The sequence below is a fragment of the Proteiniphilum saccharofermentans genome (genome assembly GCF_900095135.1).
Taxonomy (GTDB): Bacteria; Bacteroidota; Bacteroidia; order Bacteroidales; family Dysgonomonadaceae; genus Proteiniphilum; species Proteiniphilum saccharofermentans.
This window is the reverse complement of sequence record NZ_LT605205.1, coordinates 1967855-1983525: the sequence shown is the minus strand read 5'-3', so window position 1 is coordinate 1983525 and position 15671 is coordinate 1967855. Positions and strand designations below refer to the sequence as shown.

The following is a 15671-nucleotide window of genomic DNA, read 5'->3' as shown; positions in this document are numbered from 1 at the left end:
TATATAGTTATTTTGAATGCAATAAACAATTATGGATGGGAGTTTTTTGCTACCTTTGGGCAGAAATAATTATAGTCGTATAAAATGAACATTAACTGGATAATCCTGATTATTGGAGGAGTTTTCGAATCAATTTTTGCGATGAGCCTGGGAAAGATGCAACAGACATCAGGCAAAGAGATGTGGCTGTGGCTTGCGATATTTCTTGCCAGTGTAAGCCTTAGCATGTTTTTACTGTTCAAATCGATGGGAGGCTCCCACCCGATTCCGACAGGAACCGCCTATGCCGTCTGGGCTGGCATCGGCGCTGTAGGAACGGTTGTTCTCAGTATCCTGGTTTTCAGGGAACCGGTCACTTTCTGGAGAATATTTTTCCTTAGCACGCTAATTATTTCGATCGTTGGATTGCAATTCACTTCTGCACATCATTGATTTAAATTGCAAAATTGATTTAAAATACAAATTAGCAATTACTAATTACAAACGCCTTTCCACATTATTCATATTGGCGATGGTACATCACAAACCTTCCTATCTCTATCATCACATCAACCTTCCCACCTCTCCACTCTCTTAGTCAATCCAGCACACCACTGTTAATAACTTGTTGATAACCTGTTGAGAAGTTGTTCATAAAAACGACCAAAAATATTTGCAATTTATTTGTCCGGTATGTTATATTTGCAGAACAACAATGAGAGATAAAGTACGAATTTCGTACAAAAGACATACATAGGAGTTCATTGACATTTTGTACACAACGGGAAGAGTTTCATTCAAGAGATCGGCAAATCCGTTTGTTTTTCTCTTTGTTCATGAAGAGTGAGACATTGATAAAATGTTTCTATCGGATGAACCATAAGTTTTTCGTTACGTGATTCCCCTTGATAGCAGTTTATCTGTATATGTAAGGGAGTGATTGCAAAATAGCGACCGACTCGGACGAATGAACCATCTTCAGGCATAGGCAGAATTTGTGACTGCTTTTGTATCCTATTTTGGTTGAAAGGTAAACCTTCACGGGCAAGCCAACTCGCCGGAAACAGATACAAGAGTTTGTAAATTCCGGGAATAGGGATGAAAATCCGGTCTCAAACATTGATTTTTTACTACATCGGCCTTTTCCAAACCGGAAAAATCCGACGGTAAGAATTCGAGGGTTGAAATACATGATTACATTCGTATGACTGATTCTGCTTCACAATCCGGAAAAATTATGTATCAAACGATTTAATGTTATCGAATTGAATGATATACAAGACTTCTCAGAGCAGCTTTAGCAGCTTCAAACACTGCTTCAGACGTTTTTTGAAGTATCCGCATTCTGAAGTATAAGCCCCTGTAGAAATCATAAAATTGACTTTCTAAGCCAGTTTCAGTTTCCACAGAGTTTGAGATTTTCTCAGGCAATTGAACACATTTTCAGTTTTTGCACCGTTCAGTACAGAACGATTTGAACTCCTACCATATACAAAAAGCCGGCTTTGCAGCCGGCTTTTTTTGTTTCATCACATAAAGGGTTTACTATTTAAATTACCCGATGATCTTTTCTCCTGTTAAATCTCCTTCCGGAATAAGGTAACGATTTCATCCATAGAGCTGTTCCTAAAATGAGAATCCTACTCCTCCGGTAAATCTTATTCCACTCCAATTGATCGAAGCGGAATTATAGGCAGATTCTCCCCATTCAGCTTTAGCAACGAAGTCATAACCCACCGAAACATGTATATTTATCTTTTCAGTAATGTAATATTTAGTTCCTATCTGGGTTAAAAAAGAAAAACCGGATGTATTAAACATTTCATCAAAATTGTCCAGTTCTTCACCATTCACCATAAAAAACCCCCGGTTTTTAAATTGAGTCATAAACATACCGGGAGATACTTCCCCAAAGAAAGAGAAGAGTTCCCTCCCCCGCCTGTTTTCATAGGTAAAAAAGTAATATTTATAATATATCCCAGCTCTGACACCATTCACAATAAACCTATTGGCATATTCTCCCGAATAATCTTTGAGAGACAGTTTTCCTCCTGTGGAGTGATATCCTCCCCCCTTTAAGCCAAACTCATGTTGTTCAAACAAATAACCAATATCTATAACATGAATCATATTTTGTGCCGGAAAATTATCTACGTTCTTTGCACCGATAATGGATGCGGGAGGTCTTCCCAGTACACTTCTTATCATGCTTCTCATGGCTCCCGTATCATAAGAGGAGTAGCCGCCGGAATAACTCACGGTGAATTGTGCCTGTAATAACCCACTAGAGAATAATGCAAGAATCAAGAAGATATATTTTCTCATTTTTTTAAGTAGTTAGTGATATCTAAATAATAAAGTTTGGAAACTCCCCCATGGGCAGTTGTAAAGAAATAGTTATTAAACAGGCAGTTGACATATGTCCGTTCCTGTGCGAAAAGCTCTTTGGTAAATGTCTGATCATGTATCGAACAATAATAGCCATTAGCTGTCACGATGTTACCGGTATATGGATCTGAACCGACATATAAACCCGTTCTTTTCTGACTCTTCGTACCGTCATTTAAATTCACCACATAGGTTTGTCCTCCGGCTTCTTCAAAAGTGATAATCATCAGGTTGGTTTCTTTTTCATTAAAATTGATGCGCTTAGGATCTTCTCTTTGACCGTATACCGGAAAATCTTCCTGGTATACCAATGAAAATCCGTTTTCACCAAACTCATACACGGAAACATCATTCTTTATATGAGAATTATAATAAATTGCCACATATTTACCATCTCTCGAAACGGCAACATGATCATTCTTGTTGGGGAGAATAAGATAATCAATCAGTTCACGTGTCTCCAGACTATACGCGAACAGTTTTCCCTCGAACGCTTCGATCCCTCCCGGAAGTCTATCCACCACATCCATATAGGTTTTGATAAATACCACATCATTGGTACCTAAAAAAGCTTCATGATACGTAAGTTCTTCTTCCCTATCGAATTGTAGCTTCTCATAGTTTTTAAGATCATAGCTGACTAACTCGATACATCCACTCGAGGGAATGACTATCAATGAGGATTTCTCAGAGCAAAAAATCCGACCATTCCATGAAATGGATAACGCATCTACGATTCCCTGGTCTAACAATTTTAAATCATCCTTATCATAAATCCAAAAGTTATACCCGTTCCTGACAAATAATCTATTCGTTGGCGTATCCGTACAAATTTGAAAATCCAAATAACCGTCTTCAATGGTAATCAGACTGGGAGAATAGAGCACATCATAATGAATAGGCCAAGCCCCATCTTTACTAATACTCTTCGTATCGAAAGGCACAACGTACAATTCATACAGGACACCTTGCGAAAAAGGGAACAGATTGTTTTTATCCCGCGTAAACTCTATCAGGTCATCGATCTCGAAATAATTTTCCTCCCCCTCGTATACTATATCGCCGTAGTAACCGGTTGCAAAAGCATATCTGGACTTATATTCGTTCTTCGGCCATGATATTTTTCCTGAATTGACTCCGGTATATTCAAACCGGATAGAATTTTTTGGAAATTCAATTACCGTTGTATATACATCTACCCAAGGTTCCCTTATAGCTTCTTTAAAGAATGTTTCTATCCTGTAATATAACGCACCGAACACGGCTAAACTGTCTACAAAACCTGTTTCATGAGGGTCGGTAATCTCCTTTACATACGTTTTGTTATTGTGATAATAGGTTATCCTGTATTTATCTACGGTATATTGTTCCAGCTCCGGTTTGTCCCAGGTCAGTTCAAAATAATCATCCTTATTTCTATGATGGACAATATTGTTGAGATGCAGCACCGCATCAGGAATAAAAACTAACGTATATTCAAATTTACCTATATAGTTTTCAAATCCCAGCTTACCGGCAATACTTTCAGAATGAGGATCCACTTCTATATCAACTGTCAGTTTTTTTGTAGTCCGGACATTGCCGGTTGGTACGAATTCGAAATAACCATCCATCGGATATATTTCTTCACCACTCAGACTGAACCGTTTTTTTAATACTTGCCCTTCCGGTAAGGAAAGTTGATAATGTAATTTTGTTTTCTTGTAAATATAGAGAGTGGCACCGGAAGGGAAATCAGCCAGATTAAGTATGATCTCCTTGTCATCCGGTTTCGGAACATCCACATAATATACATCGTCCCTATCATATTCACAGGCAGCGAAGAAGAATAAGATTGTGCACAGAATTAAATAATCTATTTTCATCCCTATTTGATATAATCAGTTAAATCCAGTGCCGCACCATACCCTGCTCCATAGATAATCAACCTGTTCTTCATAAAATAATGAGGGTATTTATATTGGCTGAAGGGTATTCTTGTCAATATCCTGTCAAAAGTATTATCATAAATAGCGAGAAGAGAGTTTTCATTATGGAATTCATCCAGACAGGCATAGTTCCCTGTTATGGGATCCTGAACAATAAACAGACCACCTACCTTGTATTTTTCCCTCAATGTACTCACATCAAACACAACAGTCTCGTTCCCTCCACTTAAAATCAACTCGTTTGGATTGGTGTAACTAAACTGACAAATCTCATATGAATACTCCGTATTATGATAAGAATATAGTGGAATAAAAACGTCATTATCAAATTTATATATCCGATAACTATCTTCATAATATTCACATATATATTTCCCATCATATGATACTGCAACTTTAGCGTATCCCTCTACCATCTTTTTTTCCGCTACTATTTCTCCTGTTTTTGAATCAGCTGCAAAAAGAGATGAATATAAATAGTATCCATTGTCATCTATCACACCATCTCTAAAAAATAAGCGGTAATTGTCTGCAATAAAAATATTTACCTCCCATGGATTTAAGATTTTCACAGGAAGCGGATCCTCAAAGTTATTCACATTGTAGATATAAATTTCATAAAATGGACGGGGGGATCCATAGGTATGTTTATAAATTGCAATTCGTGAAGTTAGAGGGGTGGCTGATAAGATAATACGGTCGGAGGGATCAAGCGTATAAACAGGTCTTAGCAATAAATCCCTTTTCTTCTTGAAATTGGAGACAGAATAGATATTCAACAGACCGTCTTCCATGAAATAGTACTCATCTCTCCCCAGATTCTACGCCATAGGCGGTTTAATTACTACGGAACGTTCATCCTCCGACTTATAATCAGCAGCGATAAAGGGACATTTCTTATATTCTTCATACGGAAGATGATAAGGTATGACGTAAAGCTTGAATCTTTGCGGATCTATTGGGAATCTGAAACGTTGTATCTTTGCATTCCTTTTATTTTCATCACATTCTATTTTTGTACCATCTCCATCAACTTCCAGCAAATATTTACACTTATAACCGGTATATTTCCAGGAGACATTCATCCATTCATGGTCAATATATTGATAACTAAATTTTGTCGCACCACCTGAACCATAATAAGCAGGCGTAAAATAGCTCTCCCTCGCTGATGTATAATTCACATCATTATTCTTATAATGCACGGTAAGTTGATAGGCACGATAGCCCCAAACATAATTTTTATCAATAAAACCAGTTTGCTTCGGATCAGTGATAATATAAGTTTCTTGCTTATCAGTAATACTATTGAAGAAAGTAAGTTCATATTTTTGAAACGTCGCATTGTCAAATTCAGGCTCATTCCACTGTAATTGTAAATATCCCTCGTCTGAAACCCCTCCCTGAAAGTCGATAGTAAAATCTTCTTCCAGTTTGACAAATTTCACATCATATTCATACCTGCCCACATACTTTTCATAACCTAATTTCTCCGCAATACTTCCTGTATTGGTTTTTAATTCTATATCGAACACCAGTTTTCGGACAGAATTATCGTTTAAAGGATATAAATAAATACTATTATTGTCTATGTAAGCATCGGCATCAATAGTAATTGTTTGATTGAGCACTTCATGTCCTTTTGTGTCAATGGCAAATGAGACCTTGGTGTATTGGTAAATAAATAGAGTGCTGTTTGGTTTAACATCGGAAAGATTTATCTCCACTTTAAAGTCATCTTCCGGTGGTGTTATTTCATTCGTATATATGAAATCTTTATCATATTCACACGAATAGAATAAATGAAAGAAAAGAAAAAAAATTATCCCGATTTTTTTCATGTCCGTAAATTAAAAAGATGGCTAACTGTCAAAGGAGTCTCTGTGTTTTTCCTGGACAAAGAACCATTTTTAAATGCAAGCCTTATTTAGCACTTCATTATAGAATTAATATCCTGTAAAAAAAGAGCATTAGAAAAATGCTTTTAGTATTTATTATTTTTCAATAACAAAGGAAAATAAAAAAGCACTGATCACCAAATAAAATTGTATTAATTCATTCAATTAATTAATGACATATGAGATACCCAATGTAGTAAAGAAATTGATAACCGATCGTATACAACAAATGAGAAGCAGTGATTGTTTACATATTACGCAATAGCACTCGGAATATATTTATTTGAATAATAAATTAAGGATAGAGATAAATTTGAAAATAAGATTTCCTGAATTTTTTATTATCTTTGTTCCAATAGGATAACTCTTAACTCCGCAAGCGATATGAAACATTTTTATATTCCGTTTCTGATGATCCTTTTCTTCGTTCAGACGAAAAGTTTTGCACAGGATATCCCGGTGAAACCGGATAGTCTGGATTTGAAAACCGGAATCGCCGGTGGATTGCCAAAACAGGCCGACTCTCTCAGATCCGGCCAGCTTCCGTTAAGATTACCCCGACTGAATCCGGCAGAAAATCTTCTGCCGCAATTTACTCCTTACCAACGGTTCACCCTGGAGCCACAACATTCGGATAAAGAAACTAACTTCCCCCAGATTCACTGGCACGGAGCCGCATCTGATTTCATCAATAGCAAGAGTCGCACGGCCATTGCTACAACAATGCCAACTTCCAACCTGCTATTACATTCATCGGCTACCATCGGTATGGTGGAGACTCCTTTCTTCGGTAAAGGCTATTACTATATATTGGATGCAGGGGCCCGCTATGCGATCAATCCTGCGTTGACGATGGGCGTCAGCGGTGGCTATAACTCCAATTTCGATGTGATGCCTCTCTGGAATGCAGGAATTGATGCCAGCTACCAGGTGAATCGTAACCTGATGTTCGATGGAGGGTTGACCTATATGAAGACGGCTAGAAATGATTTCTCTCTCAACCAATCGGCTGTAATGATCGACCTTCACGGTCGCTACCGGCTTAACGATGACTGGTATCTCAACGCTTATGGAGGGATGCCTGTATTACAAAACAGTAACAAGTCAGACATGCCGATGTTACCAATGATGAACGCTCCTTACTACGGGGGTTCTGTGGAGCACTGGTTCAAACCCACCATGGGTGTGGAAGCCGGTATGATATGGATGCGCGATATGTTCTCCGGGAAAATGCGCCCACAACCCAAACTGGAATTACTCTTCAGGCCTGGACGATAAATCATTGCCCGGGAACGATAAGTATTGGGCACGATAACAATGGTCTCAGCAATTTGTCCGGAAGATGCATCGTATCAGTAAGACCATCAATTAATTGTTAAGATCATTTTGTGGTCAGTGGCCAGTTTACGCATGTTGAGAATAGCATAGCGCATACGTCCAAGAGCGGTATTGATGCTTACACCGGTGACATCAGCAATCTCCTTAAAACTTAAATCCCCATAATATCGCATCTCCAGTACTTCACGTTGTTCAACAGGTAAAAAGTCGATCAGTTTCTTCACATCGTCGAGCACCTGAGTTTTCACCATTTTCATCTCTACGGTATCGTCACACAGGGAGGGATTGTTCAACAGATCGACCTCGTAAGCATCATTGGAGACGGTATTTTCATTCTTTCTCTGACGGAAATAATCGATTATCAGATTATGGGCAATACGTGTAATCCATGCTTTGAATTTGCCTGTTTCAGTGTATCTGCCCTGCCTGATAGTTGTGATAGCTTTGAAGAAAGTATCCTGAAAGATATCTTCGGCCAGTCCCTGGTCACGGACAGTATAGAAGATATAAGCGTAAAGAGATTGTTTATGCCGGTTGAGGAGCAGATCAAACGCATAGTCATTGCCGTCGGCATACGAAACGACCAATTCTTCATCGGTCATCATGCAGAAAGTATCCATTGCTTTACTTCTTAATTGTTATGTAAGTTCAATTGAGTAAAGAGGACTTATAGGCAAATGATTTTAGTGTTTGTTCTTACCAGCGTTTGCGTTAGCTAAATGAGTTAAAGATAAACTGTACTCACGATGTCAACAAACGAGGAAATTTATTAAAACAAAGAAAAATAAAAAAAATATAATTACCAAATAATTAGAGATGAAATTCCACGTTTGTCAACAATACTTCCGCTATATAGCGGGAAAATAACCTACCCTTCTCTATTATCAATCTTTTCATTTTGTATTCTTTTTTCTCTTTTCCAATAATTAATCGTATGTCCGTGAAAAGCAAACCATACCAAATAAATAAAGCACGGAATCAGAACCCAGTAGCCTGCTCTCAAGCCATAGTGATCTCCTATCGCACCATAAATCAGTGGCAGGATGGCATTCCCGCTTAATCCCATGATCAAAAGGGAAGAGCCCGTTTTGGTTAATTTCCCTAAGTTATGGATCGACAAGGGCCAGATACCGGCATAGATCAATGCATTAGGAAATCCTATCGAGGCTAAGAACCATATCGAGATGTTTGCCGTATGCCCGAACAGTGAAACAGTATGGTTGGCAAGTACTACCCCTAAAGAAAGGAGTAGCCCGAGTGCGGTACAAAACTGTAAAGCCGTCTTTTGCGAAACAAACCGGGGAATAAGCAAGATACCCAGCAAATAACCGATAATGGTGCATATAAGCGTGTAAGACGGAAAGAACTTTGCATCCAGCAGGCCGATCCCCATCGACCCGGCATAATTGATAATAGTATCTATCGCCACCACTTGCGTACCTACATGCAGGAAAATCGCGATGGCTCCAAAGATGAGATAAGGATAATCCAAAAGAGACTTCTTTGACGGATTTACAACAGATAAAGTATTATTCTCCTCTTTGGGTTCATCCTCTTTTTCTTCTATCTCCGGCAATACTGAATATCTTATGCCGATACCTGTTAATAGCAAAAGAGCGGCAAGGATGGAATAGGGCATAATTACCCTCCTGATCAATTCCTGCAGAATAATATTTTTCTCTGTTTCGGAGAGCGTTCCTGCTTCAAGTAATGCAAAGGTGCTGTCATCAGTCGATTTGAACACTACCGCTGCAAAAAGCAAAGGAGCAATGATACCTGCGGACTTGTTGAAGATTCCCATCACGCTCATTCGCTGTGCTGCGCTATCGATCGGTCCGACTATGGTGACGTAAGGGTTTGCTGCCGTTTGAAGAATGGCAAGCCCTGTCCCGAGGCAATACAATCCTGCAAGAAAAACGGCATATTGTCGCATAAGTGCTGCCGGGACAAAAATGAGGGCGCCCAATGAGAGGAATATGAATCCGTACATAATCCCTTTTTTATACCCCACTCTGTTTAATAACAATCCCGATGGAATTGCCATCACAAAATAGGCGATATAAAAGGCAAAAGTAACGAAATATGACTGAAAATGTGTCAGTTCAAGAGCTATCTTGAAGTAAGGAATAAGGATTGCATTCACCCATGATACCAGGCCGAAAACAAAATACATAACGGCCAGGATACCCATCGAGGTATAAAAAACTTTTTTATTCATTAAGGAAGTATTATTTCAAAAAATTGTCTTTATACGATAACACCCGTAGTTCCTCCGTCCTTTAAAGAGATATCATGGGGTTGATTTGTTTTCCAGGCTCCATTCGTAAAATCCGGGATATCGATCGGTGCCGAGCGGTTGGCTACCGACCATTCGCTTAACGGACCAATGACACTCCATGACGCAGCATCGTATACATCCATATCCACGGGCAAACTGTTCCTTAAACAGTCAATCAATCTCCAGTCCATCAGAAAATCCATTCCTCCGTGCCCCCCAATCTCTTTGGCAATATCCTGCATCTTCTCTATGATAGGGGGATTATATTGCAGTTCAATTTCCCTGAATTTCTCCTCAGACAACCATTCCTGGTGATTCTCAGCTATGGATAGACGGGGAGGGAGGGGATATTTCTGCGCTGTTGCTTTTGTCCCGCTTATGGTATGCAATCGGGAGTAAGGCCGGGGTGTGGTGATATCGTGCTGAATAAGGATCGTTTGTCCTTTTACCGTTTTTATGATCGAATTATTCATGTTCCCCCGGAATGGGGCACCTTCGAACTGTTTAAAGTAATCTTCTTTCTGTGACAACTCTTTGGCATATTTATTCATTAAAAAGTCATCAGAAGACATCGACACCATATACTCCATCCGGTTTCCCCGGTTGATATCCATGATTTGTGCCACAGGTCCCAATCCATGTGTCGGATAGAGATTTCCATTTCTTTTCATATTTTCATTTAAGCGCCAACTGCGTCCGGGTTTCCCCCTGAAGAACAAGCTTTCCCCTATTTCATGAATATATCCTCCTTCGGCATGCACTATCTCACCAAAAAATCCATTACGTGCCAGATTCAGGGTAAGTAATTCAAAAAAATCATAGCAGCAGTTCTCCAGGATCACACAATGCTTTTTTGTATGTTCAGAGGTCTCTACTAATTGCCAGCAATCTTCTACTGTAGTTGCAGCAGGGATTTCCAATGCGACATGCTTACCCTGCCTCATGGAATAGATCCCGATCGGGGCATGCAATTCCCAGGGAGTGGCCACATATATAAGGTCGATATCTTCCCTTCGGCACATCTCCATCCAGGTATCTTCTTTTCCTGAATAGACAATGGCCGGATGTCCCGGTGTCAGAATACGCGCTTTTGCTTTCTCTGCATGCTCGGTCAATACGTCGCAGATGGCAACAATCCTGACTCCGTCAATACGGCTCATCCTCTCTACGGCAGCGGTTCCCCTCGATCCGACGCCCACAAAACCAACTCTGACGGTTTCCAGTTTAGGAGCAGCATACCCGCACATATTAAATTTCTGAGGATGTTTCTTATACGCTTCGCTGTATATTTTTTTTAAGGACTTGTCCGATTGTTGAATGTCAGCAGGTATTCCACTACTTAGCCCCTTGGCCGGTAACATGGCCGATACGGTTGCAGCTCCTGCTATTTTAAAGAAATTTCTTCTATTAATTTGCATGGCGAAATATATTATTTTAGAAAATGAACCTCCGAACGCTTCTCCAAGTGTGGACTGAAGTGATTGACTTCAGTTCTGAACGCTTCAATTTCTTTACAGCTTAACTCCCTTCCGGAAATGGTTACCGGATCAATAAAGGTAATATCTTTACCGGACATTGCAACTGCAAGCGACATATCTCCCCAGAGTAAAAAGTCAGGAATATGGACAGCCATGGAAAAATAATTGATATCACCGGATTTATCAAATAAATAACTCAATGGCATTTCCCTGAGAATTAATTTATCAGCCTTATTCCCAAGGACAGAAGACAATACACTTGCTACAGCTAATTCCCTATCGGCATCAATAGTGATTTCTTTTATCTGATGTGAGTTGACAAGCCAATTCAAAACAATATCCAACTGGCCGATCCAAATTCCTTGCATGGTTTGGTTTAACCATAATGCAGAACGGAATAAAGTATGAAATTCCGGTAACGATCCGTCAATATGTTTAGCCTCGGAAGAAGCGCTCTCTCCAATACCCCACAGATCTACAATACAGATACCGGTTCCCCGTGCTATAAGTCCATCAATCAAATCGGTATCAATCCAATCCTTTCCTTTTGAATTAGCAATTAAAACGTATTCACGGCTGCTCTTATTAGGGAAATATAGCAACAAGGGGATAAGATCTCCGGTTGTTGTTTCCAACACATACCGTTCCCAATTATTTACATTTGAGAATTGGTGAACATTCTTCAGGTCATAATTATCCGATATTCTTACTATTCGTTTTAACTCCTCTTTTTTCTCCCGGATATTCATACTGGTATCCGACAGCATCTTTGCTCTCAGAAGTGATCCTTGATTAAAGCAGTACTCTGCGGTAGAGACAATCTCTTCCGGGCGTTGCCCTTTGGGAAAAACCATTAATTCAGATTCAGGCAATGGCGCAAACGGTTTTTCTTTTTTCGGCGTATCCGTACCCTTATTTTTCAAGTGTAGATCAAACCATCCGAGCATAGTCTCCCTCATTTCAGGGAAATAACCATGAGGTGTATCAAATATCTGATAAGAGAGATTCTCTTCAGCATCATAAAACCGGTATATAGTCTTTGCTCCATTGAAACTTCTCAACATTTCCCGTGGATGAAATGCCGCATTCGAATCTCTCAATCCGTTACAGATTTTCAGTGCCCGGGGTGCAATAAGACCTAATACAGCCGATTCTTCGGTGAAAGTCAATCCTCCGTCCAATGCTTCACAGATGCAATTACTATTCAATATATACGACTGAAAGGTTCCCACACTTACCACCGGAACGACCGCTTTGATGCGCTCATCCATTGCAGCAAGCCACATTACCTGATTACCTCCCCCACTCGCCCCTGTTGCTCCAATATTTTTGCTATCCACAAAAGGGAGAGAGGAGAGCAGATCGACAGCCCGCATATTGTCCGTAATCTGCACTCCCATTAAGGTCTCTCCCACATTCAAGAGGGACGCACCCAGATTAGCCCCGTGATATTCGAACTCACCGTGAACAGTGGTCCGCTCCCCGGCTCCCCAGGGATCAATAGCTATTGCTACATAACCATTCATGGCTAATGTTTGTCCTAATGCCTGATATTCATGAAACAGTTTCCCGTTGCGTGAATGTCCCATTGCTACAACTACAGCAGGAAAGGGACCCTTTCCTTCGGGAATATATAAGTTAGCCGTAGCAAACAGATCAGGTCGTGTCTGAAAGAAAATATTTTTAACAAGAAATTCTCCTTTTTTATATATAGCTGTCTCACTATACTCTAAAGGCAAATCATGATTATAGGAAACTCTCGCATGTGCAAGAATAGCCTCCTTTAGCTTTTCTCTCCGTGTATTCCATTCATCCTTACTTTGTGGAACCTGTAACAGATTATAAGCTTTTGCTGCTTCTCTCTTAAAAGAAAAGCTTATCAAATCGTTATTTTTATTATCGGTAAAGATATACGGGAGATCATTTTGTCCCCGTATACCTTTGCTGAATATAACGATAAACAGCAGAACAAACAGCTTTGACTTCATTATAACTGAGAGGCAGAGTCTTTATCCAAAAACAATACTGTATGAGGATGCCTTCTTAAGATCGTCGCCGGGCATGCAGTCGATATTTCAGCATTCAGTGTATTATACACGGCATTGGCTTTTCGCTTATCCGGCACCATACAACTGATTACTTTACAACGCATGATAGCGGGAATTGTCAGGCTGATCGCCTCTTTCGGCACCTCTTCAAGAGTGGAGAACCATCCCTCTCCCAACTGCTGCCGGCGTGAGATATCATCCAGTTGGACTATTTTCACCAGCGCAGGATCATTAAAATCTGCTACTTCAGGATCATTAAAGGCAATATGTCCATTCTCCCCGATGCCGATACAGGCAACATCCACAGTGGCAGCTTTCAGTAGCTCTTCATATCCGGCTATTTCCCGGTCAATATCTTTTGCATCACCATTTATATAATGCACCTGAAATGGTTTTACAATATCGAGGATTCTTTCTTTCAGGTATTTTCTGAAACTGGCCGGATGTGTTTCAGGCAGACCTTTGTATTCATCCAGATGGAATACGGTAATTTTACTCCAATCGACCTGAAGCGTTTTGAGAGCCTCAATAAAGGCAAATTGTGAAGCGCCTGTAGCCAGAATCAGAGTGGCATACCCTTTGGCCTGAATCGCGTTATTCAAATGTTGGGCGACAAAATCCGCACTACCCTTTCCGGCAGAAGTCTCATCCGTAAAAATACGAACTGCAAGATTTTCTTTTTTGAATTGTTTAATTTCAATTGTCATTTCTAAATCAATTATGTATCAATTTGTATAGTATATTTCTTTCTTCCTTGTAAGTTGACAATCACCTTATCAGGTTAGTCCACATCCCACCAGAGGTTGGTTGCGACATTGTCGGGACCGTCCAGAAGAGCCTTTCCTTTTTCCAGTTCTTCTTTATTATTCGCTTCTTCGGTCAACGGGAACGGTAATCTTTTGATAAAACTTCCTTGTGGTAGCAGCGGGTTGTCCGATTGATAAACCGGATACATGACGGGATATCCCGATCTTCTGAATTCCGCCCAGGCCTCCATACCATCAGGAAAAATGGCCAACCACTTCTGGGTTCCTATCTGTTGACGTTGTTCGTCGACATTGTTACTCCATTTTACAGGAATGGATGCCACTGCCGGCGATTCCTGGTCATCCTCCGGAGCTATGGGTTGCTTATCAGATTGGATATATCCGGTAATATCGTCCGAACCAATTCCCCATTGTTCCATACTTGTTTCTATACCTTTATTGTATAATTCTTCGGCTGTCCCGGCCATATTCCATCCATTCAAAGCTCCTTCTGCTCTCAGGAAATAAGCTTCGGCCGCACACATCACATGGAACGGGGCTGTAAGATTCGGGTTAAAAGTCTTATCACTTTTGGGTGTCACCCAATAAGTTCCCACATTAGAATTCTGTGAAGGGGTATTCCTCGGTTTTCCCAACAGGGTTGCCGGTAACCCGTTTCTTACACTGGTATATGTTCCGGTCGTCACATTGGGTTGGAAGTAAACCTCCAGACGCGGATCTTCATAACCTTTCAAATAGGACGCTATGGTAGAACTCATTGCAAATTCATTCCAGGCTGCCACCTGTGACAAGCCGTTTGTATCATTTCCCGGTTCTGCCTTTTTCAGAAGTGCATTTTGCGAATTATCCAAGAATACACCGGCCGCAACAGCTGCCTCCGCTTCGGTTTTAGCCCTGGCCGGATCTACTTTCGATATGCGTAACGCCAGGCGAAGACGCAGTGTATTGGCGAAAGCGATCCATTTCTTAATATCCCCGTCATACATCAGTTCATACCCCTTAAAGACAGTGGTTCCTTCCGGCAGTAGCCTGAGGATATTCACGGCCGACTCCAGACGGATAAAAAAATCATCATATATCTTATCCTGAGAATCATACGGAATTACCTCAATCGGTTCGGCAGCCTGAAAATAGGGAACAGGGCCAAAATGATCGGTTAACCGGTGAAAAGCATATACCCATAGGATATCAGCCAAAGCGGCTTCTCCGGAACCGGGCTCGGCATTTTCTTTAATGGCTTTCAGTTGAGGAGCTGTATCCACATAGACAACGGTCCAGAAACGACGTTGCCAGTCGGGAACAAGCACATAGCGGTCAGTGGAGAAAGACGTACTTGTCAGTGCAAAATATTGGGCGTACAAGTCCGCACCCAGATTCTGTACAGTTTGGTAAAAACTACGGTTTAAAGCCGATGATGATTGAGCTTTGGCAAACATGAACGGCATTTCGCGTGGACCCACTTCCGTCAGGTTATTAGGATCCGTATTCATTTCCTCAAAGTCTCCCGTACATCCCATCAATATTATGAGAGACATCACATAACTGTAAATATATTTTTTCATCATACTG

General features: G+C 40.4%; 12 protein-coding genes. 2 read left to right on the top strand and 10 right to left on the bottom strand.

Going from position 1 to position 15671, the window contains the following annotated elements:
* The first annotated feature begins 84 nt into the window (after window positions 1-84).
* On the top strand, window positions 85-432 hold the full coding sequence (locus tag PSM36_RS07725; protein ID WP_394333047.1) for a DMT family transporter: 348 nt from the start codon (window positions 85-87) through the stop codon (window positions 430-432).
* 1173 nt (window positions 433-1605) lie between these two features.
* Here PSM36_RS07725 and PSM36_RS07720 read toward each other — a convergent pair.
* From PSM36_RS07720 to PSM36_RS07705, 4 genes are all read right to left on the bottom strand, one after another.
* Window positions 1606-2304 carry a hypothetical protein gene (locus PSM36_RS07720; protein WP_076930422.1) on the bottom strand — a complete coding sequence of 233 codons (699 nt, stop codon included), beginning with the start codon at window positions 2302-2304 and terminating at the stop codon, window positions 1606-1608.
* Window positions 2301-4232, bottom strand: a complete 1932-nt coding sequence (locus PSM36_RS07715; RefSeq protein ID WP_076930420.1) for a hypothetical protein — start codon at window positions 4230-4232, stop codon at window positions 2301-2303. Before PSM36_RS07715 ends, PSM36_RS07720 begins: the two co-directional genes overlap by 4 nt.
* A 2-nt stretch (window positions 4233-4234) precedes the next feature.
* The gene (locus tag PSM36_RS07710; protein WP_154670982.1) at window positions 4235-4894 is read right to left on the bottom strand and encodes a hypothetical protein; all 660 of its coding nucleotides are present in this window, start codon (window positions 4892-4894) and stop codon (window positions 4235-4237) included.
* Between the two features lie 222 nt (window positions 4895-5116).
* Window positions 5117-6136: a hypothetical protein gene (locus PSM36_RS07705; RefSeq protein ID WP_076930416.1), complete on the bottom strand. Its 1020-nt coding sequence runs from the start codon at window positions 6134-6136 to the stop codon at window positions 5117-5119.
* Window positions 6137-6577: 441 nt separating this feature from the next.
* On the opposite strand from PSM36_RS07705, the gene PSM36_RS07700 reads away from it, so the two are divergent.
* Window positions 6578-7471, top strand: a complete 894-nt coding sequence (locus tag PSM36_RS07700; RefSeq protein WP_076930414.1) for a hypothetical protein — start codon at window positions 6578-6580, stop codon at window positions 7469-7471.
* A gap of 86 nt (window positions 7472-7557) precedes the next feature.
* Here the strand turns inward: PSM36_RS07700 and PSM36_RS07695 are convergent, their stop codons facing one another.
* The 6 genes from PSM36_RS07695 to PSM36_RS07670 all read right to left on the bottom strand — a co-directional run bounded on the left by PSM36_RS07695 (window position 7558) and on the right by PSM36_RS07670 (window position 15667).
* Window positions 7558-8151, bottom strand: coding sequence for an RNA polymerase sigma factor (locus tag PSM36_RS07695; RefSeq protein ID WP_076930412.1), 594 nt, complete (start codon window positions 8149-8151; stop codon window positions 7558-7560).
* A gap of 248 nt (window positions 8152-8399) precedes the next feature.
* A complete protein-coding gene (locus PSM36_RS07690) occupies window positions 8400-9749 on the bottom strand; it encodes a sugar MFS transporter (protein WP_076930409.1) in 1350 nt (449 codons plus the stop codon).
* Between the two features lie 29 nt (window positions 9750-9778).
* Window positions 9779-11227, bottom strand: coding sequence for a Gfo/Idh/MocA family protein (locus PSM36_RS07685; protein WP_076930407.1), 1449 nt, complete (start codon window positions 11225-11227; stop codon window positions 9779-9781).
* A gap of 11 nt (window positions 11228-11238) precedes the next feature.
* Entirely contained in the window at window positions 11239-13275 is a 2037-nt protein-coding gene (locus tag PSM36_RS07680) for an alpha/beta hydrolase family protein (protein WP_076930405.1), read from the bottom strand.
* Window positions 13275-14042: a glucosamine-6-phosphate deaminase gene (locus PSM36_RS07675; RefSeq protein WP_019540486.1), complete on the bottom strand. Its 768-nt coding sequence runs from the start codon at window positions 14040-14042 to the stop codon at window positions 13275-13277. Before PSM36_RS07675 ends, PSM36_RS07680 begins: the two co-directional genes overlap by 1 nt.
* 74 nt (window positions 14043-14116) lie before the next feature.
* Window positions 14117-15667, bottom strand: a complete 1551-nt coding sequence (locus tag PSM36_RS07670) for a SusD/RagB family nutrient-binding outer membrane lipoprotein (protein ID WP_076930402.1) — start codon at window positions 15665-15667, stop codon at window positions 14117-14119.
* Between the last annotated feature and the right edge of the window lie 4 nt (window positions 15668-15671).